General features: G+C 58.4%; 26 protein-coding genes and 1 tRNA gene. 5 read left to right on the plus strand and 22 right to left on the minus strand.

Annotation, left to right across the window (positions count from 1 at the left end; genetic code table 11):
- Positions 1-26 precede the first annotated feature (26 nt).
- The 13 genes from H6B15_RS02150 to H6B15_RS02210 form a co-directional block, all read right to left on the minus strand.
- On the minus strand, positions 27-497 hold the full coding sequence (locus H6B15_RS02150; RefSeq protein WP_204645568.1) for a hypothetical protein: 471 nt from the start codon (positions 495-497) through the stop codon (positions 27-29).
- Between the two features lie 40 nt (positions 498-537).
- Positions 538-1,461 carry a 16S rRNA (cytosine(1402)-N(4))-methyltransferase RsmH gene (gene rsmH / locus H6B15_RS02155; RefSeq protein ID WP_204645572.1) on the minus strand — a complete coding sequence of 308 codons (924 nt, stop codon included), beginning with the start codon at positions 1,459-1,461 and terminating at the stop codon, positions 538-540.
- Positions 1,462-1,494: 33 nt separating this feature from the next.
- Entirely contained in the window at positions 1,495-1,911 is a 417-nt protein-coding gene (gene mraZ / locus H6B15_RS02160; RefSeq protein WP_204645573.1) for a division/cell wall cluster transcriptional repressor MraZ, read from the minus strand.
- Positions 1,912-2,298: 387 nt separating this feature from the next.
- Positions 2,299-2,775: an HrpE/YscL family type III secretion apparatus protein gene (locus tag H6B15_RS02165; protein WP_204645574.1), complete on the minus strand. Its 477-nt coding sequence runs from the start codon at positions 2,773-2,775 to the stop codon at positions 2,299-2,301.
- Positions 2,772-3,320, minus strand: coding sequence for a 16S rRNA (guanine(966)-N(2))-methyltransferase RsmD (gene rsmD / locus H6B15_RS02170; protein ID WP_204645576.1), 549 nt, complete (start codon positions 3,318-3,320; stop codon positions 2,772-2,774). Before rsmD ends, H6B15_RS02165 begins: the two co-directional genes overlap by 4 nt.
- Positions 3,321-3,435: 115 nt before the next feature.
- Positions 3,436-5,280, minus strand: a complete 1,845-nt coding sequence (gene uvrC, locus H6B15_RS02175) for an excinuclease ABC subunit UvrC (protein ID WP_204645584.1) — start codon at positions 5,278-5,280, stop codon at positions 3,436-3,438.
- 67 nt (positions 5,281-5,347) lie between these two features.
- Entirely contained in the window at positions 5,348-5,611 is a 264-nt protein-coding gene (locus H6B15_RS02180; protein ID WP_113999630.1) for an HPr family phosphocarrier protein, read from the minus strand.
- 243 nt (positions 5,612-5,854) lie between these two features.
- Complete coding sequence (gene trmD / locus H6B15_RS02185; RefSeq protein WP_204645592.1) at positions 5,855-7,108, minus strand: tRNA (guanosine(37)-N1)-methyltransferase TrmD; 1,254 nt, start codon at positions 7,106-7,108, stop codon at positions 5,855-5,857.
- A gap of 3 nt (positions 7,109-7,111) precedes the next feature.
- Entirely contained in the window at positions 7,112-7,642 is a 531-nt protein-coding gene (gene rimM / locus H6B15_RS02190) for a ribosome maturation factor RimM (protein ID WP_204645594.1), read from the minus strand.
- A 77-nt stretch (positions 7,643-7,719) separates the two neighbouring features.
- The gene (locus tag H6B15_RS02195; protein WP_204645596.1) at positions 7,720-7,953 is read right to left on the minus strand and encodes a KH domain-containing protein; all 234 of its coding nucleotides are present in this window, start codon (positions 7,951-7,953) and stop codon (positions 7,720-7,722) included.
- A gap of 28 nt (positions 7,954-7,981) precedes the next feature.
- Positions 7,982-8,224: a 30S ribosomal protein S16 gene (gene rpsP / locus H6B15_RS02200; protein ID WP_204645819.1), complete on the minus strand. Its 243-nt coding sequence runs from the start codon at positions 8,222-8,224 to the stop codon at positions 7,982-7,984.
- 94 nt (positions 8,225-8,318) lie between these two features.
- Positions 8,319-9,662, minus strand: coding sequence for a signal recognition particle protein (ffh, locus tag H6B15_RS02205; RefSeq protein ID WP_204645598.1), 1,344 nt, complete (start codon positions 9,660-9,662; stop codon positions 8,319-8,321).
- An 18-nt stretch (positions 9,663-9,680) separates the two neighbouring features.
- Positions 9,681-10,058, minus strand: coding sequence for a sigma factor-like helix-turn-helix DNA-binding protein (locus H6B15_RS02210; RefSeq protein ID WP_204645600.1), 378 nt, complete (start codon positions 10,056-10,058; stop codon positions 9,681-9,683).
- 247 nt (positions 10,059-10,305) lie between these two features.
- On the opposite strand from H6B15_RS02210, the gene H6B15_RS02215 reads away from it, so the two are divergent.
- The 4 genes from H6B15_RS02215 (at position 10,306) to udk (ending at position 12,924) form a co-directional block, all read left to right on the plus strand.
- A complete protein-coding gene (locus H6B15_RS02215) occupies positions 10,306-11,199 on the plus strand; it encodes a PLP-dependent cysteine synthase family protein (protein WP_204645602.1) in 894 nt (297 codons plus the stop codon).
- Between the two features lie 214 nt (positions 11,200-11,413).
- Positions 11,414-11,695 (plus strand): sporulation transcriptional regulator SpoIIID, encoded by a 282-nt coding sequence (locus tag H6B15_RS02220; RefSeq protein WP_204645604.1) that lies wholly within the window; start codon positions 11,414-11,416, stop codon positions 11,693-11,695.
- Positions 11,696-11,804: 109 nt separating this feature from the next.
- Entirely contained in the window at positions 11,805-12,284 is a 480-nt protein-coding gene (locus tag H6B15_RS02225) for a deoxycytidylate deaminase (RefSeq protein ID WP_204645606.1), read from the plus strand.
- 19 nt (positions 12,285-12,303) lie between these two features.
- Positions 12,304-12,924 carry a uridine kinase gene (gene udk, locus H6B15_RS02230; RefSeq protein ID WP_204645608.1) on the plus strand — a complete coding sequence of 207 codons (621 nt, stop codon included), beginning with the start codon at positions 12,304-12,306 and terminating at the stop codon, positions 12,922-12,924.
- Between the two features lie 79 nt (positions 12,925-13,003).
- Here udk and H6B15_RS02235 read toward each other — a convergent pair whose 3' ends face one another.
- The 7 genes from H6B15_RS02235 to H6B15_RS02265 all read right to left on the minus strand — a co-directional run bounded on the left by H6B15_RS02235 (position 13,004) and on the right by H6B15_RS02265 (position 21,476).
- Positions 13,004-13,978: a serine hydrolase gene (locus H6B15_RS02235; RefSeq protein WP_204645610.1), complete on the minus strand. Its 975-nt coding sequence runs from the start codon at positions 13,976-13,978 to the stop codon at positions 13,004-13,006.
- A 212-nt stretch (positions 13,979-14,190) separates the two neighbouring features.
- On the minus strand, positions 14,191-15,609 hold the full coding sequence (glgA, locus tag H6B15_RS02240; protein WP_204645612.1) for a glycogen synthase GlgA: 1,419 nt from the start codon (positions 15,607-15,609) through the stop codon (positions 14,191-14,193).
- 131 nt (positions 15,610-15,740) lie between these two features.
- The gene (gene glgD / locus H6B15_RS02245; protein WP_204645614.1) at positions 15,741-16,868 is read right to left on the minus strand and encodes a glucose-1-phosphate adenylyltransferase subunit GlgD; all 1,128 of its coding nucleotides are present in this window, start codon (positions 16,866-16,868) and stop codon (positions 15,741-15,743) included.
- Entirely contained in the window at positions 16,862-18,085 is a 1,224-nt protein-coding gene (locus H6B15_RS02250; protein WP_204645616.1) for a glucose-1-phosphate adenylyltransferase, read from the minus strand. The genes glgD and H6B15_RS02250 overlap by 7 nt, the downstream gene beginning before the upstream one ends.
- 36 nt (positions 18,086-18,121) lie before the next feature.
- Positions 18,122-20,110 carry a 1,4-alpha-glucan branching protein GlgB gene (gene glgB / locus H6B15_RS02255; protein WP_243424234.1) on the minus strand — a complete coding sequence of 663 codons (1,989 nt, stop codon included), beginning with the start codon at positions 20,108-20,110 and terminating at the stop codon, positions 18,122-18,124.
- 1 nt (position 20,111) lies between these two features.
- Positions 20,112-20,384, minus strand: coding sequence for a hypothetical protein (locus H6B15_RS02260; protein ID WP_204645620.1), 273 nt, complete (start codon positions 20,382-20,384; stop codon positions 20,112-20,114).
- A 60-nt stretch (positions 20,385-20,444) separates the two neighbouring features.
- Positions 20,445-21,476, minus strand: a complete 1,032-nt coding sequence (locus H6B15_RS02265; protein ID WP_204645621.1) for a GDSL-type esterase/lipase family protein — start codon at positions 21,474-21,476, stop codon at positions 20,445-20,447.
- Positions 21,477-21,715: 239 nt separating this feature from the next.
- Here H6B15_RS02265 and H6B15_RS02270 point away from each other — a divergent pair, with 239 nt between their 5' ends.
- Positions 21,716-22,555 (plus strand): DegV family protein, encoded by an 840-nt coding sequence (locus tag H6B15_RS02270; protein ID WP_204645623.1) that lies wholly within the window; start codon positions 21,716-21,718, stop codon positions 22,553-22,555.
- A 64-nt stretch (positions 22,556-22,619) separates the two neighbouring features.
- On the opposite strand, the gene H6B15_RS02275 is transcribed toward H6B15_RS02270, so the two are convergent.
- A complete protein-coding gene (locus H6B15_RS02275) occupies positions 22,620-23,036 on the minus strand; it encodes a hypothetical protein (RefSeq protein WP_204645625.1) in 417 nt (138 codons plus the stop codon).
- Between the two features lie 62 nt (positions 23,037-23,098).
- Positions 23,099-23,183, minus strand: a tRNA-Tyr gene (locus tag H6B15_RS02280).
- Between the last annotated feature and the right edge of the window lie 134 nt (positions 23,184-23,317).

Below are 23,317 nucleotides of genomic sequence, written 5' to 3' on the forward strand. Positions count from 1 at the left end.
ACGCGGGATGCACGCTTTTGGGCTTGTTACGGTTCAAAGCTGCCGATCAGGCTGAGGGCAGCGGTGTACAGCTCGTCCAGAATCTCGTCGGTTTTGGAGCCGGTTTTCTCGATGATGCTTTCGTCGTCCAGGCGGATGTAGGTGACCTGGCTTGGATCGGTCTTGACCAGACCCAGGCGATTCTGGGCCACCTCATCAATGTTGGCGCTGTTGGAGATCTCGTCCATCTTGCCGGAAAGATATTCGTAGGTGGTCTGGGCGTCGGCAAGGTCGCTGCGCGTGGCATCGATCTCGCCGGAAAGCTCGGTGAGCTTGGCCTGGCTGGCCACAATGGCCGTGATCAGGGCCAGCAGCACCGCCACCACCAGCACCGAGGCCATCTGGTGCAGCACGTCCTTGGCGCGTCCAAGACGGAAACGGCCGCCGCGCACCACACGCACACGCGGTGCACGGCGTACATACTGTGTATTGTTGATCTGATATGCGGCCGAAGTCATGATCGGCACCCCCTCTATGGTTCAAAAGCCTTGTCCGGCGTCAGTTCTTTTCCAGCACACGCAGCTTAGCCGAACGGCTGCGGCGGTTTTCTTCCAGTTCCTCGGTGTCTGCCTCAATAGGATGGCGGGTGATCAGGGTGGCTTTGGCCACGCCTCCGCAGGTGCAGATGGGTTGCTCCGGCGGACAGGTGCATTTCTGCGCCCAGCGGCGGAACTTGTTCTTCACCAGCCGATCTTCCAGGCTGTGGAAGGTGATCACGCACAGCCGGCCGCCCGGCGCCAGACGGGCAAAGATGGCTTCCAGCCCTTCGTTCAGGGCGTCCAGTTCCCCGTTGACCGCAATGCGGATGGCCTGGAAGGTACGGCGGGCAGGGTTCTTGCTCTTGCGGCGCTCTTTGGGCGGTACCGCGGCAGCCACCAGGTCCGCCAGCTGCAGGGTGGTCAGGATGGGTGCCTGTTCCCGCTGCTGCACGATCTTGCCGGCAATCTGCCAAGCATAGGGTTCCTCGCCGTATTCCCGCAGGATGCGGGCCAGCTCCTCCCGCGGGAGGGTGTTGACCAGATCGGCGGCGGTGGGCCCCTGCTGGCTCATGCGCATATCCAGGGGCGCATCGGCGTGGTAGGAGAACCCGCGGGAAGCTTCGTCCAGCTGGTGGCTGGATACGCCCAGGTCCAGCAGTGCGCCGTTGATCTGGGGGATTCCCAGCTCGTCCAGCACCGCAGCCGCCTGCCGAAAGTTGGCCCTGACCACAAGGGCGGGAAGACCCTTAAGCCTTTCGGTGGCTGTTGCCACCGCATCCGGGTCCTGATCGAGTGCGATCAGCCGCCCTGTGGTCAGGCGCTTGGCAATCTCGCGGGAATGCCCTGCCCCGCCGGCGGTACCGTCCAGGTAGATGCCGGTGGGATCAATGGCCAGCCCGTCAAGACAGGGCTGCAGTAATACGGGAATGTGGGAAAATTCCATTTTGGGTTCCTTTTTGCGCCGTGCGCGGTTTTATTAAAAATCCAGTTCTTCCATGGCCGCGGTAAAGTCATCGTCCAGTGCGGCCTGGTTTGCGTTCCAGGTATCGGTATCCCAGATTTCAGCAAAGGTACGGTTGCCGGTGATGGTCACATCGTGGGTAAGGTTGGCGTACTGCCGCAGGTCCGCGGGCAGCTGGATACGCCCCTGTTTGTCCGGGGTGACCTCGGTGGCGGAGGAATACAGCATCCGGCTGACCTGGCGGCCCTTGACAAGGCCTTTTTCGGCGATGCGCTCCGCCACCTTTTCAAACTCTTCGGTGGGGAAAGCTGCCAGGCAATGGTCCAGCCAGCGGGCCACGATAAAGGTCTCGCCCATACCGTCCCGGAACTTGGCGGGGAAGTTCAACCGTCCCTTGGCGTCGATGGCATAGTCGAACCGTCCGACGAACATGTTGAAAACTCCCCCTTTCTGCCGAAACGTACCGTTTTTTCAACGTCCAGCCGTCAGGATGCTGTTGAAAACCCTGTTGAAAGGGTTGAAAACTACCCACTTCTAACCACTTTAAGGGTATTTTCCCCACAGCTGTACCATCATAGTACCAAATTACAGGGCAAAAAGCAAGTCCGCAGGCCAAAAAAACGCTATGGACAAAGATTTTTCACATCTGCAAAAAGGTGGAGAACGGTGGGGAAAAGCGAGGCTTCCGGGGGAAAATGAGGGTGGTCGGCGGCGAGGCCATCAAGCCCTGTTCTTGCCCCGGGCAGACAAAAAGCAGAACCGCCGGCCGGGCAATCCGGTCGGCGGTTCTGCTTTCACAAATGGGGAGTGGATATGTACTTACTTTTTGGTGCCGCGCATGCCGCGGGCCGCCGCGTTGCGCAGATTCATCCGGGTGTTCTTAATGTCGGCCACGCTGCGGGCCAGCACCTCCTCAGAATTTTTGAGGATGGTCTCACAGTAGGTGGTGGCGCTGCGGTTGATCTCCTTGGCCTGGGCCTGGGCTGCGGTCAGAATCTCCACCGCCCGCTGCTGGGCACGCTTGACAATCTCCTGGTCGGAGACAAGGCCGCGGGCACGCTCCTCCGCCTGGTGGATAATACCATCCGCCTCGGCACGGGCGCCTTTGAGAATCTGCTCCCGGTCAGACACGATCTTTTTGCTGTCACGGATTTCATCGGGCAGGTTGTTGCGCACCTCATCGATGATATCCCGCATGCGGTCCACATCCACCACGCGCTTGGAAGCCGCGAAGGGCACGGCAGTCCCCTCTTCCAGCGTTTCTTCCATCAATTCAAGCAATTCTTCCACGTTCATGGCTGTTCCTCTCTCTCATAACGGCTGACCAGAATTTTGCCGTACTTGTATTGCTTTATCAGGCGCAAGCCCCCCACCTGCGGGGGCAGTTCCGCCTGCAGTTCGCTTTCGCACAGGATGACGCCGCCGGGGGCCAGGCTCCGTTCCAGCAAGGGCAGAACCTTGGCCAGGGTGCCGTGGGCAAAAGGCGGGTCCAGCAGCACCAGGTCGAAAGGACCGCGGGTGGTGTGCAGGTAGTTGAAGGCATCCCCGCAGGAGATGCGCGCCTTGTCCGCCACGCCGGCGGTGCGGCAGTTGGCGGTGACAATGCGCACCGCCTCCGGGCTGGCATCCAGGAAGGTGCACTGGGCCGCCCCGCGGGAAAGTGCCTCGATGCCCAGCTGCCCGCTGCCTGCGAACAGGTCCAGCACACGGGCCCCCGGCAGCAGGAACTGCACGCTGGAGAACATGGCCTCCTTGACCCGGTTGATGGTGGGACGGGTTACGTCTTCGCCCGGAAGGGCGGCGAGATTTTTGCCGCGGGCCGAACCTGCGATCACGCGCATTGTGGCGGCACCTGCCTTTCTTTTGAGTGTTGAAGCGAAAGATTCTCTCTTTGTCCCATCTATTATGGAGTCTTTAGGGAGCATTGTCAAGTCGAAACAGGCGGTAAAACCTGCCTCAGGCGCGCAATGCGTTGTAAATTTTTTCGGCTTTGGCGTGGCTGATGCCCTTGACCTCCTCCAGGTCGGAGATGGAAGCGGCCTTGACCGCCGCCACCGTCTTGAAGTGGGCCAGCAATGCGGCGGAGGTCTTTTCCCCCACCCCGGGCAGGGCGGTCAGGGTGGCTGCATAGGACTTTTTCTTCATCAGCCGCTTGCGATAGTCGTTGGCATAGCGGTGGGTCTCGTCCTGGATGGCGGTGACAAAGGTAAAGATGTTGCGGTGACGGTTGATGGCAATTTCGCCCCCCGCATCATCCACAATGGCCCGGGTGCGGTGGTGGTCGTCCTTGACCATGCCGAAGGTGGGCACATGCTCCAGCGCCGTACCCCGCAGGGCCTGCCGCACCGCCGACACCTGTCCCCTGCCGCCGTCGATGAGCAGCAAATCCGGCAGGGTGGCAAACTGGTTGCCCGGGCCGTCCGGCTTGTCACCACGCCGGGCAGCCTCGTATTCCCCGGCCCGGCGGCGCAGGGTTTCCGCCAAAGAGGCATAGTCGTCCGTGCCCAGCACTTCCCGCATTTTGAAACGCCGGTATCCGCTGCGATAAGGTTTGCCGTCCTTGAAGACCACCATGCCGCAGACGCTGGAACCGTCGCCCCAGTTGGAGATATCGTAGCTTTCGATAATGCGGGGCGGGGCTTTCAGCCCCATGACCTGGGCGGCCTCCTCCAGCAGCTTTTCCTCCCGGGTATAGCGGCCGCTCTCCCGGCCCAGGCGCTCCACCGCGTTGGTGTAGGCCATGGTGACCAGTTTGGCCACATCTCCCCGCTGCGGCACATACAGCTCCACCTTGCTGCCCCGGGCCTGGGCCAGCGCCTCGCTCAGGGCCTCGTGGGCTTCAGGCAAGGCGTCCACCGCCACCGTTTTGGGCACGTATTCCCCGTCCAGATAATACTGGGGCAGGAATTCCTCCCGCACAGCGGCAATGTCGGTGGTGTCGTGGAAGACAAACTCCCGCTTATCGGTCAGGCGGCCTTCCCGGTAACGAAGCACCGCGGCGCACACCGCCCGGCTGGTGCCCGCAAAGGCCACCACATCCATCTCGGTGCCGCTTTCCATGACCACCTTCTGGCCCGCCGCCACCCGCTCGATGGCCGCAATCTGGTCCCGCAGGATGGCGGCGGATTCGAAGTCCAGCCGCTCGGAGGCAGCCTCCATCTTCTCCCGCAGCTGGCGCAGAATGTCCTTCTTGCCATAGCGGATCATCTGCAAGGCTCCCTGCACGGCTTCGTTGTAGGCCTGACAGCTGACCTTGCCGCTGCACACCGCCATGCACTTGCCGATGTGGGCGTTCAGGCAGGGGCGGCCTTTGCCGATGTCCCGGGGAAATTCCTTGTTGCAGCGGGGCAAAAGGAAGCAGTTCTGGGCGGTTTCCACCATCTCCCGCACCGCAAAGGAGGAGGTAAAGGGGCCGATGTAGTCGGCGTTCTCGTCATCCTTCTGCAGCGCGGCGGAAATGCGGGGCCAGTCCCCTTTTGTGATCTTGACGTAGCTGTAGCCCTTGTCATCCTTGAGCAGAATGTTGTACTTGGGGGTGTGGGCCTTGATCTGGCTGGCTTCCAGCACGAGGGCTTCAAACTCGCTCTGGCAGACGATCACATCAAAGGTGAAGGCATGGTTGATCATCTGGGTGACCTTGGCGTCATGGGGAACCCCTTCCCGGAAATACTGGGACACGCGGGTGCGCAGACGCTTGGCCTTGCCGATATAGATGATCTCGTCCGATTTGTCCCGGATGATGTAGACACCGGGCAAAAGCGGCAGCATACAGGCTTTTTTGTACAGTTCTTGCTTGGTCATGGAAACCCCTTGCAAAAATAAAATAAGACCGGGTGGTTACCCCACCCGGCCGAAGAGAAACATGGGATTATTCGGAGAAGCCGGAGTTGACCAGCTTGACCAGACCGTCAACGGCGGCCTGCTCATCGGTGCCGTCCGCGATGATGCGGATGGTGGTGCCGCCAACGATGCCCAGGCTCAGAACACCCAGCAGGGACTTGGCGTTGACACGGCGCTCCTCTTTCTCAACCCAGATGGAGGATTTGTACTCGTTGGCCTTCTGGATGAAGAAGGTAGCCGGACGAGCGTGCAGACCAACCTGATTCTCAACGGTAACTTCTTTAACGTACATAGCTATTCTCTCCTACTTTGTGAAAATAATACGCCCAAGCTCTTCTACCGCGGGCAAGTGTCAGGCGGTGTTTGCACTAAAGGTAGCCGCCCGGATGATTTTATTTTATCCCATTTGTTCGACTTTGTACAGTGGAAAACCGCAATTTTGTCAGGATTCCGCATTTCCGACAAACCTTGCACCCGTTCTTTGTACAACTTAACCAGTTTATTTTCAACACTGTTGTGAATCAGCACAAAAAAGTCAGTTTCCTGATGTTTTGTCCTCATTTTTGGTCGGTGCATAGACCATTTTCAGTTCCCGGCAAAACTGCACAGTATCCGGATTTTCCGCGGGATCATACACCTTGTGAACACCTTCCCAACGGTAGCCCATGCGCAGGTACAGGGCCTGGGCCGGCAGGTTGCAATCCAGCACAAACAGGTGGGGCGCCGGGTGTTCCGGCAGTTTTTTCCGGGCAAATTCCAGCATCAGCGCCCCGATGCCCCGGCCCCGGGCGTCCTGCCGCACATACAGCCGGCCGATCTCGCCGGTTTTGTGGCAGACCCCCACCAGGGCATCGGGTACACCGGCGGTGCTGTGCAGGTAGAAAGCCCATCCGGCGGCGCGGTCCGCCTTCATTTCCGCCAGCATATGGTCCGGGGTGTGTTCGGCCACATAGGCCGGGGTACACAGGGACGCACACATGCCTTGCCAGGCTTCGGCATAGATGGCGGCAGCAGCCTCCCAGGCGGCGTCGGTCCGGATCAGCTCCGCCCGCTCACTGCGCTTCCAGCGGCGGGGACGCAGCGGATGGCGCAGGCACCAATCCTTGTACAGTTCCGGGCGACGGGCCGCCGTGCGGGCATGGGCCTGCCGGGCCCGCCAGTCGGTGATTTTGCCATGGTCACCGGTGAGCAGCACCGGCGGCACGGCACGGCCTTCCCACACTTCGGGGCGGGTGTACTGGGGATATTCCAGCAGGCCGTCCCAGTGGCTTTCTTCCTGGTAGCCCTGTTCCTCGGCCAGCACACCGGGCTGCAGACGCAGCACGCTGTCCGCCACCACCAGACTGGCCAGTTCCCCGCCGGTAAGCACATAGTCCCCGATGGAGATTTCCTCGTCAGCAAAGGCCTCGATTACCCGCTCGTCGATGCCCTCGTAATGGCCGCAGACCAGGGCGAGGGAATCGCATTTGGCCAGCCGCTTGGCGATCTGCTGGTTGTAAGGCTGGCCGCCCGCCGTCATAAAAACAATACGCGGGCGGGGTCTTCCCTGTTCCTCGCACTGGCGGATGACCTCCCGCAGGCAGTCCGCAATGGGCTGGGCATACAGCACCATGCCGCAGCCGCCCCCGTAGGGGTAGTCGTCGGTCTGCTTCTGTTTGTTCAGGGTGTAATCCCGGATCTGATGGCAGTGGGCTTCAAACAAGCCTTTATCCGCCGCCCGGCCCAGAATGCTGGCGCCCAGAAAACTCTGGCACAGTTCCGGAAAGAGAGTCACAATATCAATGCGCATGGTTTACTCCTCGTCCCCGTTGACGGGCTGGTCGAACATTCCGGGAATGGGCCGGACATACACCGCCCGCGCTTCCAGGTCCACCCGGTCCAGGAATTCTGGCACCGCCGGAAAGAGGGCGGTGCTGCCGTCCTGACGCCGCACCGTGTATATGTCATGGGCGGCAGGGTGATCGATCTCGGCGATGGTGCCGTACACCGTGCCGGTGTCGGCATCGGTGACCGCACAGCCCAGCAGATCGTCGATGAAATACCGGCCTTTGGGCAGTCTGGCATCCTGCTTGGCAAAATAGAAGGTGTGCCCTACCAAAGCACGGGCGGCGTCCATGGAATCCACCCCGGCCAGGCGGACCAGCAGCATGCTGCCCTGGGCGCGCACCCCCTGCAGGGCGGTTTCGCCGGCCCCCTGGGCCGAAGTGTACACCCGCTTGATGCGGGCCAGGAACGCCGCGCCGTCGCACAGGGGCTGGGCTTTCATTTCGCCGCGGACGCCGTGGGTGGTCACCACCTTGAACGCGGGGAGAAAATCAAACATAGGTAAACCTCCGGAAAGACATTCAGTAAAAAAGCACCTTGCCCGGGGGCAAAGTGCTTGCGGATAGCAATGGAGTGTCAGTCGATCTCCACCACAACTTTTTCGCCCTGGCGGACGGCGGCGGCACGCATGACCACACGGATCGCCTTGGCGATGCGGCCCTGCTTGCCGATCACACGGCCCATATCGTTTTCGGCCACGCTCAGGTGGTAGACGACGGTACCGTCCTCACGCGCAGGGTCAACCGTGACCCGCACCGCGTCCTTGTCTTCCACAAGACCGCGGGCAACGGCAATCAGCAGTTCCTGCATCTGGGGTCCCTCCCTTACGCTAGACAGGTTACAGGATCTCGGCCTTCTTCAGCAGAACACGAACGGTGTCGGTCGGCTGAGCGCCGTTGGCCAGCCACTGCTTGGCCTTCTCGGCGTCGATCTTGACCACGGAAGGCTCGGTGGTGGGATCATAGTAGCCGATTTCTTCGATGAAACGGCCGTCGCGAGCAAAACGGCTGTCGGCGACAACAACGCGATAGAAGGGGTTCTTCTTGGCGCCCAGGCGGCGCAGACGAATCTTAACCATGATGTGTTTCCTCCAAAAAATTCATGAATTTTTTTGTACGGCCCGGACGGGGCCTGTTTCTATATCCACCCCGTATCCGGGAGAGATAACCTTGTGTTTACCGCAGGCCCTTGAGGCCGCCCAGCCCGCCCAGGCTGCGCATAAAACCCTTGGGGTTGCGTTTGGCTTTTTTCATCATCTTCTGCATCATTTCAAACTGACGCAACAGCTTGTTGACTTCTTCCACGGTCCGGCCGCTGCCCGCCGCAATGCGGCGCTTGCGCTTGGGATTGATGATGGACGGGTGTTCCCGTTCCGCCGGGGTCATGGAATAGATGATGGCTTCGATGTGAGCCATGGCCTTGTCATCGATCTGGTCGGGGTCGATCTGGTTGCCGCCGGGCAGCATGCCCAGCAAGGCGGCTGCGCCGCCCATCTTTTTGATCTGGGCAAACTGGGCCAGCATATCGTTCAGGTCGAATTTATTTTCCATCATGCGCCGGGCAGCCTGTTCGGCGGCCTTGTCGTCCTGCACGGACTGCGCACGCTCGATGAGCGAAAGTACATCGCCCATGCCCAGAATCCGGCTGGACATACGGGCGGGATAGAAGGGTTCGAGAGCGTCCAGCTTTTCGCCGGTGCCCTGGAAGTAGATGGGCTTGCCGGTGACGGCCAGCACCGAAAGGGCCGCGCCTCCGCGGGTATCGCCGTCGGTCTTGGTCAGGATGACACCGCTGATGCCTACCTTCTCGTTGAAGGTCTTGGCCACGTTGACGGCTTCCTGGCCGGCCATGGCGTCCACCACCAGCAGGGTCTCGTCCACTTCCACGGCTTCCTTGATGCGGACCAGCTCGCCCATGAGCTCGTCGTCGATCTGCAGGCGGCCGGCGGTATCCAGAATCACGATATCGTTGCCGTGATCCCGGGCGTAGGCCATGGCCTTGGCGGCGATGATCTCGGGCTTTTCGGTGCCCATCTCGAACACCGGCACCCCGGCCTGCTGGCCGACGATGCGCAGCTGATCGATGGCGGCGGGACGGTAGATATCGCAGGCCACCAGCAGCGGGCGGCGGCCCTGGCCCCGGTAAAACTTGCCCAGTTTGGCGGCGTGGGTGGTTTTACCGTTGCCCTGCAGGCCGCACATCATGAGTACGGTCTGGCCTTTGTTCTTGATGTGCAGGGTCTGGGGTTCGTCGCCGCCCATCAGCTTGGTCAGTTCCTCGTTGACGATCTTGACCACCTGCTGGGCGGGGGTCAGGCTTTCCATGACCTCCTGCCCCATGGCACGCTCCGAAACCTGGGCGCAGAAATCTTTGGCGACTTTATAGTTGACGTCGGCTTCCAGCAAAGCCATGCGCACTTCCCGCATGGCGGCCTTGATGTCGGCCTCGCTCAGTTTGCCTTTGCCGCGCAGCTTCTTGAACACGCCGGACAAACGCTCGCTCAGTGATTCAAATGCCATTGTGTTCCCTCCCGGTTATCAGGTATTCAGTCGTTTCAATATGGCCAGCATCTCATCCGTGTCCCGGGTGATCTGCGGCACCGGCGTATACAGGCCGGTATTACAGCAGCGCACTTCCATGATCAGCTGTTCCAGCCGGGCCAGGTCGGCGCGCTGGGCAGCGTCCTTTTCGGCATAGCCCAGGTTCTTTTCCATCTCGGTCAGGGTGGCTTCCCCATGCTTGATGGCGTCGCGCACCCCCTGGCGGGTGATACCATAGTTTTCGGCAATTTCGGCCAGGGACAGGTCCTGATCGTAATACTCGGTCAGGATGGAACGCTGCTTTTCGGTCAGGACAGGGCCGTAATAATCCAGCAGCACCGAAAATGTCAGATCTTTCTGGCTTTTGGGGGCCACGGCGGCGCCTCCTTCCCTTCGACAATGTAAAGCATTTTTCTTTACAGCAGATGAATTATAACACTCCCGGACAGGTGTGTCAAGCAAATTTTTGTCATTGACGTGATTTTTTCGGCCTGCACACAGGCTTGCAGCGCTCTTCCTGCATTTTTGTATGGCCGAAGGGATGCAAAGGCCCGCGGTTTATGCTATAATATAAAAGTATCTGACGAATTTTCCGATTATTTTGAAAGGACGGTGGCGGCCCATGGCCATCCTGCAAAGTTACTATCAGGATGTATATAAATGCCCGGTGGTGCGCCTGTCCGGTTTTTCGGGGCGGCACGGGCTGGCCTCCAGCATTCTGGCATACCTGGATTTTGGCGGCGCCACCGGCACCTGCAAGGACGGCGTAGCCGAAACCATGCTGGCCTTTGCCACCGAGCGCGGTACCCTGCAACCCGGCATGCCGGTGGTGGAAGCCAGCTCCGGCAGTTTCGGGGCGGCGTTGGCGGTTTCCTGCGCCACCACCGGCCACCCCTGCATTCTGGTGGTGCCCAGCAGCCTGCCCGCCTCCCGCCGGCAGCATCTGCAAAGTCTGGGGGCCCGCATTGTGGTGTGCAGCGGCGGCGGGCGCAAGGCGCTGGAACGCATTGCCGCCGACACAGCCAAGCGCTATAACGGCTACTACACCAACTATTTCGCCAACGACGACAACCCGGAATATCACCGCCGGGTGACCGGGCCGCAGATTCTAAAAGCCTGCGGGGATTCCATCGACGCGGTGGTCATCGGCGTGGGCAGCGGCGGCACCATCACCGGTGTGGCCGAGTACCTGAAGGCCTGGAACAGCATGATCCGCATTGTGGCGGTGGAACCCAGTGAATGTGCCGCCATCTCCGGCGGGTTCATCGGGCACCACGGCATTGCGGGGATCGGTCCCGGCTTTGTGCCGGAAAACTACAACCCCTACGTGGTGGACACTGTACTCACCGTAAACACCGCCGACGCCGAGCGCGCCGCCCGGGAAGCGTTGTTCTTTGACGGTGTGCCCGCCTGCACCAGCGCCGGCGCCACCTTGGCCGCCGCGGTACAGCTCATCGGCACTGGCAAGTCCACCCGCCCTCTGTGCGTGTTTGCGGGACGGCGCACTTACGAGTAATCGCCCGGTGTTCAGGCTATCTTTCCTGTAAAGTTTTTTGCTTCACAGCGCTTCTCTTTCCTTTTTGCCTTTTTTACTTTTTTGGATGCTCTTTCGGCACCTTCCGGGGCTTTTCGCTCCGGGGGTGCCTTTTTTGTGCGGTGCCGCTGTCATATGCATGGCCACTTCGGCATAGGGTTGGACAAAACAATCCTGTGACAAGGGAGGTTTGCGTATGAAAGGCGACCCCGAAGAACGTGCGGTGGCGGTGGGGCAATATCTGGTGCGCAACGGCGCAACCGTGCGGGCCGCCGCCCGCATTTTCGGCGTGAGCAAGAGCACCGTCTGGAAGGACCAGACACGGCTGCGGCACCTGAACCCCGGGCTGTGGGCCGAGGTGCGCAAGGTATTGCAAAAAAACAAAGCCGAACGGCATCTGCGCGGCGGCGAGGCCACCCGCTGCAAATATCTGCGCGACGCACAATGCCGCCATCCGCCCGACTTCACAAAAGTTTGACAGGGTGTTTACAAGGTCTTGCGCCGCCGTGCCATGAACAGTATAATAAAGGCAAGATGTGAATTCGTTCCGGTTTTTGGGACCGGAAGAAGAAAGGTTGTGTGGAACGATGAAACGCACCGACTATATCAGTTGGGACGAATATTTCATGGGCATCGCCCTGTTGTCCGCCATGCGCAGCAAAGACAACAGCAGCCAGGTGGGGGCGTGCATCGTCAGCCCGGAGAACAAAATTCTTTCCCTGGGCTATAACGGCATGCCCATTGGCTGCAACGACGATGACATGCCTTGGGAACGGGAAGGTCCGCCGCTGGAGACCAAATATATGTATGTCTGCCATGCCGAATTGAACGCCATCCTGAATTCGGCGCACAGTGATCTGCGCGGGGCCCGGGTGTATGTGACCCTCTTTCCCTGCAACGAATGTGCCAAGAGCATCATCCAGAGCGGCATCAAAGAGATCGTGTATCTTTCGGACAAATACCACGATGCGGATATGAGCATTGCCAGCCGTAAGCTGCTGCGCATGGCGGGGGTCAGCTTCCGGGCATACCAGCCCACCGGGCGGCAGATCACCTTCACCGTATAAACCAAAGGGGACGTTGGGAATGAAAACCACCATCATCGGTATTGCCGGCGGTACCGGCAGCGGGAAAAGCACCTTGACCGCCCGTCTGCGGGAACATTTCGGCGAGCATGAAGTGAGCGTCATCAACCACGACAGCTACTACAAGCGCCATGACGAGCTGCCTTACGAGGAGCGCTGCAAGCTCAACTACGACCACCCGGATTCCTTTGACACCGAGCTGCTCATCGAGCATCTGCGGGCGCTGCGGCGCGGTGAAACGGTGCAGGTGCCGGTGTACAACTACTCCATCCACAACCGCAGCGACAAAACCGTGACCGTATCCCCTGCTCCGGTGATCATCGTGGAGGGAATCCTGATCTTTGATTCCGCCGAGCTGTGCAGTATGATGGACCTGAAAGTATTTGTGGACACCGATGCCGACGTTCGGATTCTGCGGCGGATTGTGCGCGACGTGAAGTATCGCGGGCGCACGTTGGACAGCGTGGTCAAACAATATCTGACCACCGTCAAGCCCATGCACGAACAGTTTGTGGAGCCCAGCAAACGCAAGGCCGATCTGATTGTGCCGGAAGGCGGCCGCAACGAAGTGGCCCTGGATATGCTGATCAAATGGGTCAGCAACCATCTGCAGGCCGAATAAACATACCGCAAAAAGCCCCGATGCCGTTTGGCATCGGGGCTTTCCTTATTATAATAGGAAAGGTGTTGCGCCGGGGCAATCAGGCGGATTCCTGTTGATAGACCAGCTGTCCCAGCTGCTGCATGGCAGACACCACCTGCGGAGGAAAATCCACATTCTGATCTCCCTGGTCGGTCATGCAGCAAAGGATGTAAGGGCTCTCTGCATACACGATGGCAAAATCGTGGAAGGCGTAGTCCCAGCTGCCATACTTTTTGGCCGCCTCCACCCCGTCGGGCACATACAGCGCCGTGTGCTCCGCATCCAGGAAGCAATCCATCAGTTGGAGAGAGGTGCTTGTCTCGGTCTCGAAATACTCGTACAGCGCCTGCATGAGCAGCCCGGCGTCGGACACATTCATAATGCCGTCGATGCCGCCGTCCAGGGTCATAGAGCAGGAATAGGGTGCGTGAAACCCCAGTTCGGCCAGAAAGTCGCAGAAGCCGGTTTCCTGGTTGGCGGGCCAGGTGGATACCAGCATATCCATGGCATTGTTGTCGCTTACCGTGATCATGGCGTACATGGCATCCCAGGCCGGTATCATGGAAACACCGTCGTACGCATCCAGCTTGGTGCCTTCCAGCGTGCCGAAAGCGAAGGAATTGTACACGTCCCCTTCCATATCCAGCAGTCCCTGCTCCGCCTGTTCACACAGCCACAAGGCATAGGCCGCCTTCAGAGTGCTGGCGGGATAGTACTCGGTTTCCGCATTGTATGTATAAATGTCCCCTGTTTCCAGATCCTGGGCATATACCGAAAAGCCGCTGGGCTGCTGTGCACAGAAGGCATCCAGGGAAGCGGTGTCCCACCCCGCAAAAGCGGCTGCCGCGGTGGGTTCCGGCGTGGCTGTAATTTCACTTTGCGCCACATCAGCGGGTTCGGTTGCCGAAGCGGCCGGCAGCTCCGAAAGCACACTTTCCGCCACCGATTCTGCTTCCTCAACGGCCCGGTCCGTCCGTGCCAGAGGCAGCCATTCCTTCGCACAAAAAGCCAGCGCCGCCGCGACCGCTACCATTCCCACAAATGCCAGACCTGTATGCGGCTTTTTGGTTTTTGTTGACATTCCATCCACATCCTTCAAGCACCATTGTAGTCCATGTGATCTTATATATCAAGAATACGCGCCATTTGTATCGGTTTTGTTTGCAAAATGTGTTGAAATGGTGGGGACAAAAAATTTCCCGCCGGAAAAACCGGCGGGAAATTTTTCAGGCTATCAAATTTGACTTACCAGAGGTTGACAACTTCGTTGTACAGTCCTTCGTAGCTCTTGGCAGAGTTGGACCAGCTGAAGTCGCACTCCATGGCGCGGCGGACCAGAATCGGCCAGCCATCCTTCTGCCAGTAGCCCTCCTTGGCACGCCAGCAAGCTTCATACAATTCATGGGCGTTGTAGTTGGCGAAGGTAAAGCCGTTGCCGTACCCGTCCCCGGAATCGTGGATGGAGTCGCGCAGGCCACCGGTCTCGCGGACCACGGGAATGGTGCCGTAGCGGCAGGAAACCATCTGGGCCAGGCCGCAGGGTTCCGAGCGGGAAGGCATCAGGAAGATATCGGCACCGGAATAGATGCGCTGGGCAAGCTTGGCGTTGAAGCCGATGTACACGCCCACACGCCCCGGATGACGGGCGCACAGCTCATTGAAGAAGTTTTCGTACTGAGCCTCACCGGAGCCGAGAATCACCAGTTCAATCCCCTGCTGCAGCAGGCCTTCGGCGATGGAGCGGACCAGATCAACGCCCTTATGGCCCACCAGGCGGGTGACCATGGCCATGACCGGGCTGCCGTCCTTGTTCAGTCCCATCTCATCCTGCAGAGCAGCCTTGCAGGCAGCTTTGCCTTCCTGGAAGGTATCCACATCGTAGTTCTTCACGATGTCCGGATCGGTGGCAGGGTTGAACACATCCACATCGATGCCGTTCAGGATGCCGCACAGCTTGTACTGTTTCTGACGCAGCAGGCCATCCAGGCCGTGGCTGAACCAGGGATCCAGAATTTCCTGGGCATAGGTGGGGCTGACGGTGGTGACCTTGTCGGCGGTTTCGATGGCGCCTTTCATGAAGTTGGCACAGCCGTCGTATTCCACCACATGGGCATCCCGGTTGCCGATACCGCAGGTGTCTTCCAGAATGTCCAGACCATACTTGCCCTGGTAGGCAATGTTATGGATGGTGAACACCGTCTTGATGCGGTTGAACTTATCCAGGTGGCGGTAATACAGGTTCAGATACACCGGAGTCAGCGCGGTCTGCCAGTCGTTGCAGTTGATGATGTCGGGCTCAAAATCGGTGTAGAACAGCATTTCCAGAATGGCGCGGGAGAAGAAGGCGAAACGTTCGCCGTCATCATAGAAGCCATACAGGCCACTGCGCTTGAAGTAATATTCGTTGTCGATGAAGTAGAAGGTCACTCCGTCGTATTCCGCCTTGAACAGGCCGCAGTACTGGCTGCGCCAGCCCACCGGAACACTGAAGTTGGTGATGTAGGTCAGGGTATCCTTGTACTTCAGGTCGTTATACAGCGGCATTACCACACGACAGTCGATGCCATCCTGAACGAGAGCCTTGGGCAGAGCGCCGGCCACATCGGCCAGGCCGCCGGACTTGGCAAACGGGGCCGCCTCGCTGGCAGCATACAAAATTTTCATGGTGGGTAGCCTCCTTTCGGGTTATAATACGCGCTAGGCGCGAAGAGATAAAAGAAAGGGCGGGAGACTCCCCCGCCCTCTCAATCAGGCGCGGCTGCCGGGGAGATGTGGCGGCCCGCCTTTTTGAGCGATCAAACCGTGTGGTTCTTGGCAACGAACACCGGGAACGAATCGGTGCCGCACAGCTGCTTGCCGGTGGTGATATGAACGTTCTTGTCGGTCACGACATACTCAACCGAGCAGTTTTCTTCCACAATGGTATCCTGCATCAGCACGCTGTTCTTGACCACGGCGCCCTTCTTGACAACGCAGCCACGGAACAGCACGCTGTTTTCAACCTCGCCTTCGATGACACAGCCGTCGGCCAGCAGGCTGTTCTTGACCTTGCTGCCGCTGATGTACCGGGTGGGGTTATCGTCACGAATCTTGGTGTAGATGGGGTTGGCGGGATCGAACAGCTGGTCGACGTTACCCGGCTGCAGCAGCCGCATATTCTCATCGAAGTAGCTCTTCATATCCGCCAGACGGGCGGCATAGCCGGTGAACTCATAAGCCTGAACGTTCAGCAGGCTGAGGTTGCGGGCCAGAATGTCGCGCTCGAAGTACACCAGGCCGCGGACAGCGGCGTCTCGAACCAGCTGGATCAGGCTTTCGCGCTCGATGACATACAGGTTCATGGACAGGTTCTGCATGCCGGGACGATAGTCATTGGACAGCAGCTCGGTCACACGGCCGTTGGCATCCATGCGGATGGTGTAGTTATCATTGCGGGCGCCATCGGGAATTTCGGCCCGGTTATAGACCATGGTCACATCGGCGCCGCTGTTGACATGAGCTTCCAGCAGCTTGTTGAAGTTGAAGTTCATGGCAATGTGGGAGTCGGACAGGATGACATAGCGCTCTTTCTGCGCAGCCAGCCAGGTCAGAACGCTGGCCAGGGCATCCACACGACCGGAATACAGCTTGACGCTGCGCTCCGCAAAAGGCGGAATGATGTTCAGACCGCCGCGCTTGCGGGTCAGGTCCCATTCACGGCCGGCGCCCAGATGGTCCATCAGGGAGTGGTAGTTCTTGCGCACGATGATGGAAACATTGTCCACGCCGGAATTGGCCATGTTGGACAGCGTGAAGTCGATCATGCGGTAACGACCCGCAAACGGGATGGAGGCCATTGTGCGCTCCGCCACCAGTTCGGGGACAAGGTTATCATACGAGTTGGCGAAAATGACGCCCAGAGCATTTGCGTTGCTGCTTACCATTGTTCCTCACCATCCTTTACATCATTGGAGACCATTGCCTTGGGACCCACCGTTGCGCCCTTGCCGATCTTGACGCCGGCGCCCAAAGTGGCCACATCGCCGGGTTCGGCAATGTTCAGGCCGCTTTCGGGCATCTTGCCCACGGTAGCACCTTCCTCGATGGTGCAGTTTTCGGCCACGATGCAGTGTGCCACGGTGGCGCCAGCCTTGATGACCGTACCACCCATGACCACAGCGGCTTCCACCGTTGCGCCCTTTTCGACCACAACGCCCGGGAAGAGGATGGAGTTCTTGACAGTGCCGTTGACCTTGCAGCCTTCGGTAACCATGGAGTTTTCAATGTCGGCATCCGTTCCGATCTGCTGGCACGGACGGCCGGAGTTGCGGGAGTAGATCTTCCAGTTTTCGTCAAACAGGTTGATGCCGGAGTGAGAGGGATCCAGCACTTCCATGTTGGCCTGCCACAGAGAAGAAATGGTGCCCACGTCCTTCCAGTAGCCGCTGAAACGGTAAGCATACATGCGACGGCCGTCCCGCAGCAGAGCGGGAATGACGTTCTTGCCGAAGTCGTTTTCAGAGTTGGGATCGGCTTCGTCGGCGATCAGGTAGGCCTTGAGCACATCCCAGTTAAAGATGTAGATGCCCATGGAAGCCAGGTTGGACTTGGGCTCTTTCGGCTTTTCCTGGAATTCGCTGATGCGGTCGTCGTTATCGGTGACCATCAGACCGAAGCGGGATGCTTCGCTCCATGGCACTTCCATGACGGCCACGCTGAATTCGGCATTCTTTTCCTTGTGGAAACGCAGGAAGTCGCTGTAATCCTGTTTGCAGATCTGGTCGCCGGACAGGATGATGACATACTGCGGATCATACCGATCGATGAAGGAAATATTCTGATAGATTGCGTTGGCCGTACCCTTGTACCAGTCGGACCCGCTGGCCTGCTGATACGGGGGCAGGACGTGCACACCGCCATGCAGGCGGTCCAGGTCCCAGGGCTGACCGTTGCCGATGTACTCGTTCAGAACCAGCGGCTGATACTGGGTCAGGATACCCACAGTATCAATGTCGGAGTTGACGCAGTTGGAAAGCGGGAAGTCGATGATGCGGTACTTTCCGCCAAAGGGTACCGCCGGCTTGGCCAGCTTCTGGGTCAGCGCATAAAGGCGTGAGCCTTGTCCGCCGGCCAGGATCATTGCGATCATTTCTTTTGCCATAATGTTTCTCCCCTTAAATGTGGTATTTGCATTGGATCAAATATTTCCTTCCATCTTTTCAGACGGTTTGGACTTGGGTTTGCGCGCACGGGTGGCCGAGGTGGTCTTGCGCGCCGTGGGTTTTGCCTGTTTTTCTGCCTTGGAAGTCTTGGTTGCCTTGGCCGGTTCGGCGTCCGTCTTTTTCACAGCCTTCTTGCGCGGCGCAGGCACACTGAAATACAGAGTGGACAGCGGCGGCAGAGTCAGGGTGATGTGCTGTTCAAAACCATGCATGGCGCCTTTCTTGCTGCGCACCGTGCCGTTGGTCACGCCCGAGCCGCCGTACTTGGCGTCGTCGGAATTGAGCACCTCTTTATAGCTGCCGGGGTTTGGCACGCCCATGGCATACCCTTCCCGCAGAACGGGGTTGAAGTTGCAGACAATCAGCACCATCTTGCCCTGGGCATCCCGCCGCAGGAAGGCAATCACGCTCTGCTGGTTGTCGTCGGGCACGATCCACTGGAAGCCTTCCCAGCTGTAATCCACCTGCCACATGGCGGGGGTCTCGCGGTAGAACTTGTTCAGATCGCGCACATAGCTTTGCAGCTGATGATGTTTGTCATAGCCCAGCAGCATCCAGTCCAGCGGTTTCTTTTCGTCCCATTCGATGAACTGGCCGAACTCCTGGCCCATGAACAACAGCTTCTTGCCGGGATGGGCGGCCATATAACCGTAGAAGGTGCGCAGGTTGGCAAACTTCTGTTCGTAATCTCCCGGCATCTTGTTGATCAGGCTGCACTTGCCGTGCACCACCTCATCATGGCTGATGGGAAGGACAAAGTTTTCGCTGAAAGCGTAGAAGAAGCTGAAGGTAACCTTGCCGTGGTTGCCCGCACGGAACAACGGATCGGTCTTCATGTAGCTGAGCATGTCGTTCATCCAGCCCATGTTCCACTTGAAGTTGAAGCCCAGGCCGCCGTCCGCCGCCGGCTTGGTGACCAGCGGCCATGCGGTGGATTCCTCGGCAATCATCATCTTGTGGGGGTAACGGCCCAGCACGGTGCTGTTGCACTTTTGCAGGAAAGCGATGGCTTCCAGGTTTTCCTTGCCGCCGTTGACGTTCTGTTCCCACTCGCCGTCCCGACGGTTGTAATCCAGATACAGCATGCTGGCCACGGCATCCACGCGCAGGCCGTCCACATGGTACTGTTCAATCCAGAACAAAGCGCTGGAAATCAGGAAGCTCTGCACTTCCGGCATGCCGTAGTTGAAGACCATGGTGCCCCATTCCTTGTGTTCCCCGCGGCGAGGGTTGGGGTCCTCATAGCAGGGGGCGCCGTCAAACATGTACAGGCCGTAGGCATCCTTGGGGAAATGGGCGGGAACCCAGTCCAGAATCACGCCGATGCCGGCGTTGTGCATCTTGTTCACGAACGCCATGAAATCGTGGGGCGAGCCGTATCGGCTGGTGGGGGCAAAGTATCCGGTGACCTGATAGCCCCAGCTGCCGTCAAAGGGATATTCGGTGATGGGCAGCAGTTCCACATGGGTGTAGCCCATATCCTGTATGTACGGAATCAGCTCGTCCGCCAACTCGGAGTAGTTGTAAGGGACGCCGTCCGCTTTCATCTTCCAGCTGCCGGCATGCAGCTCATAAATGAGCATCGGCCCGTTGATCACATCGCGCTTCTTCTGTTCTTCCTCCCAGGCGGAGTCGCTCCAGGTAAAGCCGCCGATGTCATAGACCTTGCTACCGTTGGAAGGGCGAGTTTCGGCATGGAAGGCATACGGGTCCGCCTTGTAAATCAGCTCGTCCGAAGGTGTGGTCACGCAGAACTTGTACACATCAAACTGCTTGATGCCGGGAATGAAAAGTTCCCAGATTCCGTCGTCCACCTTTTTCATCGGGTGTGCCGTGGGCATCCAGTCGTTAAAATCGCCCACCACAGAAACAGCCTTTGCATGCGGGGCCCACAGCCGGAACACAACGCCCGCCTGTCCGTCCTGCTCGCAAAGGTGTGCACCGAAGTAGCGATATGCTTCCATATTATTTCCCTGCCGGAACAGATAAATCGGCAGGTCGGAAGGTTTTGGCACCTTTTCTTGCTGTTTCAATTTGATCTCCCCTTACAAAACCATGCGTGTATGAATCCATTTTGACAGATTCACCGTTTGGTGTGGTTTCTATTGATTCTATATTACCTGTTTCAAACGCGAATTTCAAGACTTTTCTGTAATAAACCGCTAAAATTTTGTCAAGGTCTCTTGTCGATTTGTGCAAAATAGTCATTTTTGCTGTCGATGAATGGAGCGGCTGCACGAAAAAAGCGCTTATAGCGTACTTTTTGCTAAAAAAGTACGCTATAAGCGCTCAGAATCATCAGGAACCGAGAATATAGTAAGGGCTGGTACCTTCGTACTGGTTACGGCGGTCCCAGGCGGTGTGGGTCTGCAGATACTCGGTCCAGGCCGCGTACCCGGCAGGTCCCATGTGGATACCGTCGGCGGTCTGGTAGTCATCAATCTGGCTGCCGTCCGGGTAGGTCAGGGCTTCCTGAATATTGACGAAATAACACCCACGGGTCAGGGCAATGTTGGCCAGCATATTGTTGATGGTCTGGATGCGGGCATTGTCCAGGCCGGGTTTGCTCTGAACCACCGTTTCCTGCACACCGGGGATAGCTTGGATATAGATGGCCACGCCGGGCAGATTCTGCTGCAGAATCTCGATCATCCGGTCATAGTAGGCAATGAAGGAATCCTCGTTGCCCTGGGTGGTCAGGGCATTCGTGCCGAACAGCACATACAGGAAATCCGGCTGGGAGGTCACCACCGAGTCCAGGGCGGCCTCGTCCACATTGCGGGCATAGTCATGCACCACCGTGTTGTTCACGATGATCTGGGGACCGGAGCTGCGGTATCCACGCACCTGGGCATTGGTAAAGCCGGTGGCGTAGATGGCCATGCCTTCGGTGATGCTGTCCCCCAGGAAGGTGGCGGTATTAAAATGTTCCCGCGTCACCCGCCCGGACTGAGGCAAAGCCACCATGCGGGCGTCGGTGTTCAGATAGTCGAAATCAATGGTCTGCGCCACCGGCTGGCTGGTATCCCACGCGGCATTTTCCACCGCGGGAAGCAGACGCTGGGGCGCATAAGGTACCGCGGATTCTCCGGTGGCCGTTTCCGCCGTGGCGGGCGGCTGGGTGGCAGGCGCCTGCGTAACCGACAAAGCCGCAGCTTCCGGTGTGGCAGTTTCGGGGGAAGTGGCGGGCACTTCTGGCTGCCGGCTCCGGAACCAGAAATATCCGGCCGCCGCACACAGCAGCACAAGAACGATCAGCAGCGCAATCACCGCTTTGCGGCGGCGGCGCTGGCTTTCGATTTTTCTTCTATAATAATAGTAATCGGCCATAATAAGGAAGTCTCCTGCGATTGTGCACGCCCTTGCGTGCGGCATAACAGATACATGAGGCTATTATACCTCTTTTTTCCCCGGATGCGCAAGGGTTTATACCCCTGTCCCGCAGCTTTTACAAAAAGCCACGTTGCTGTGCATGCTTGACGGTTCTGCCGTGCCCCCGTATAATAAAGAGTAAGATACCAATACTTGGAGTGCGCCTGTGTTCTGCACCGGTGCCGGGAGGTTTTGCCATGGCATGGATGATCGTATCCGACACTTCTTGTGACATCCGGGAACTGACGCCGCTTTCGCCCGGGGTTCAGTTTGCGCTGGTCCCGTTCAAGATCCGCATCGGCGAACGGGAATATGTGGACCTGCCCACCCTGAATGTCCCCCAGATGATTCAGGCGATGACCGACTATAACGGGGCGTCCTCCTCCGCCTGCCCCAGCCCCGAGGAATGGGCCGAACGGTTTTTGCAGGGGGATCAGGTCATTGCCATGACCATCAGCAGCAACCTTTCGGGTAGCTACAACGCAGCTGTGGCCGCCCGGGAGATGGTGCTGGAAGAACACCCCGAAAAGAAGATCTTCATTCTGGACACCTTGAGCTGCGCCGGAGCCTTGGCTTCGGCGGCCGCCCTGGCCAACCGGATGATCGGCGAAGGTGCCGGTTTTGAGGAAATCTGCCGGGCACTGACCGAGTTTAACAACGAAGGGCACATTCTGTTTGCTCTGGCCAGCTTTGACAACCTGGCCAAGAATGGCCGCGTTTCCAAGGTAGTCGGCTTTATTGCCGGACGCCTGAACATGCGGGTGCTGGGCAAGCGCACTGCCGACGGCAAGATCGACTTCTTCTTCAAGACCCGCGGTGAGCCCCGGGTACTGGCCCGCATTCTGGAGCAGATGGATCACGACGGATACGACGGCAGCCGCCCCATCCTGATCAGCCACTGCTTCAACGACAACGCCGCCTCCCTGCTGGTCCACGGCATCCATGCCAAGTGGCCTGAAGCCCCGGTGCAGGTAGTGCCCTGCAGCGGCCTGTGCAGCTTCTATGCCCAGGAACAGGGGATTATCATTACCTACTGAGCAACCAAAAACGGCTCCAGACGGAAACATCCGCCGGAGCCGTTTTTTTGTTTGCCTGTACCTTTTAGCCCATAGAGGAAAACGCCTTCCGGCATCGTTCCACCCAGAGCTTTTCGTACTGAACCTCTGACAAGACGCGCCCGCAAAGATCCCCCACTGTATACACGCCCGCGTCCCGACACCATCCAATTGCCATACGATAGGCTTTCAAGCCGGACACACCCACGACCTCCTCGTCATTATCATATCGTACAGGACAAGACAATCCTTGCTGCAGCAGTGCCAGTGCCCGCGTGTGCCCATCCGTCAAGGTCAGGTTTCCATCTCCAAAATCATGTACCGGAAGTGGCTCACATCGCTCCAGGTTGTCGGATGTGAGCCAGGACCGAACCGACAGAAGCTTTGCTTCATTCACATATAGCTGACTGACGTATAGCCGCTCCGGCGATATGTGGAGAATCCCCTCAAACACCAGCGCCATATCCATCCCCCTTTGGATTTGCAGAAACAAAAAAAACCCGAACGCTTAAGCGTTCGGGTTTTTGGTGGGAGCTGGTGGATTCGAACCACCGAAGCATTACGCAGCAGATTTACAGTCTGTCCCCATTGGCCACTCGGGAAAGCTCCCATCTATTCAGTTGCGCCGTTTTGTTTGCGCTCACCTGTCAGGTGCTTGTTTATTATAGCAAAGGAACAAGAGAAATGCAAGTGTTTTTTCAAAAAAAGTTTGTCGATAATTCGTCATTTGAAAAAAATCTTTGA

The sequence above is a fragment of the Gemmiger formicilis genome (assembly GCF_016900095.1).
Taxonomy (GTDB): domain Bacteria; phylum Bacillota; class Clostridia; order Oscillospirales; family Ruminococcaceae; genus Gemmiger; species Gemmiger formicilis_A.

Coding starts and splice junctions, on each gene's coding strand:
- H6B15_RS02150 (WP_204645568.1), bottom strand. CDS start 497: ATGACTTCGGCCGCATATCAGATCAACAATACACAGTATGTACGCCGT.
- rsmH (WP_204645572.1), bottom strand. CDS start 1,461: ATGGAATTTTCCCACATTCCCGTATTACTGCAGCCCTGTCTTGACGGG.
- mraZ (WP_204645573.1), bottom strand. CDS start 1,911: ATGTTCGTCGGACGGTTCGACTATGCCATCGACGCCAAGGGACGGTTG.
- H6B15_RS02165 (WP_204645574.1), bottom strand. CDS start 2,775: ATGAACGTGGAAGAATTGCTTGAATTGATGGAAGAAACGCTGGAAGAG.
- rsmD (WP_204645576.1), bottom strand. CDS start 3,320: ATGCGCGTGATCGCAGGTTCGGCCCGCGGCAAAAATCTCGCCGCCCTT.
- uvrC (WP_204645584.1), bottom strand. CDS start 5,280: ATGACCAAGCAAGAACTGTACAAAAAAGCCTGTATGCTGCCGCTTTTG.
- H6B15_RS02180 (WP_113999630.1), bottom strand. CDS start 5,611: ATGTACGTTAAAGAAGTTACCGTTGAGAATCAGGTTGGTCTGCACGCT.
- trmD (WP_204645592.1), bottom strand. CDS start 7,108: ATGCGCATTGATATTGTGACTCTCTTTCCGGAACTGTGCCAGAGTTTT.
- rimM (WP_204645594.1), bottom strand. CDS start 7,642: ATGTTTGATTTTCTCCCCGCGTTCAAGGTGGTGACCACCCACGGCGTC.
- H6B15_RS02195 (WP_204645596.1), bottom strand. CDS start 7,953: ATGCAGGAACTGCTGATTGCCGTTGCCCGCGGTCTTGTGGAAGACAAG.
- ffh (WP_204645598.1), bottom strand. CDS start 9,662: ATGGCATTTGAATCACTGAGCGAGCGTTTGTCCGGCGTGTTCAAGAAG.
- H6B15_RS02215 (WP_204645602.1), top strand. CDS start 10,306: ATGGCCATCCTGCAAAGTTACTATCAGGATGTATATAAATGCCCGGTG.
- H6B15_RS02220 (WP_204645604.1), top strand. CDS start 11,414: ATGAAAGGCGACCCCGAAGAACGTGCGGTGGCGGTGGGGCAATATCTG.
- H6B15_RS02225 (WP_204645606.1), top strand. CDS start 11,805: ATGAAACGCACCGACTATATCAGTTGGGACGAATATTTCATGGGCATC.
- udk (WP_204645608.1), top strand. CDS start 12,304: ATGAAAACCACCATCATCGGTATTGCCGGCGGTACCGGCAGCGGGAAA.
- H6B15_RS02235 (WP_204645610.1), bottom strand. CDS start 13,978: ATGGTAGCGGTCGCGGCGGCGCTGGCTTTTTGTGCGAAGGAATGGCTG.
- glgA (WP_204645612.1), bottom strand. CDS start 15,609: ATGAAAATTTTGTATGCTGCCAGCGAGGCGGCCCCGTTTGCCAAGTCC.
- glgD (WP_204645614.1), bottom strand. CDS start 16,868: ATGGTAAGCAGCAACGCAAATGCTCTGGGCGTCATTTTCGCCAACTCG.
- H6B15_RS02250 (WP_204645616.1), bottom strand. CDS start 18,085: ATGGCAAAAGAAATGATCGCAATGATCCTGGCCGGCGGACAAGGCTCA.
- glgB (WP_243424234.1), bottom strand. CDS start 20,110: ATGGAAGCATATCGCTACTTCGGTGCACACCTTTGCGAGCAGGACGGA.
- H6B15_RS02265 (WP_204645621.1), bottom strand. CDS start 21,476: ATGGCCGATTACTATTATTATAGAAGAAAAATCGAAAGCCAGCGCCGC.
- H6B15_RS02270 (WP_204645623.1), top strand. CDS start 21,716: ATGGCATGGATGATCGTATCCGACACTTCTTGTGACATCCGGGAACTG.
- H6B15_RS02275 (WP_204645625.1), bottom strand. CDS start 23,036: ATGGCGCTGGTGTTTGAGGGGATTCTCCACATATCGCCGGAGCGGCTA.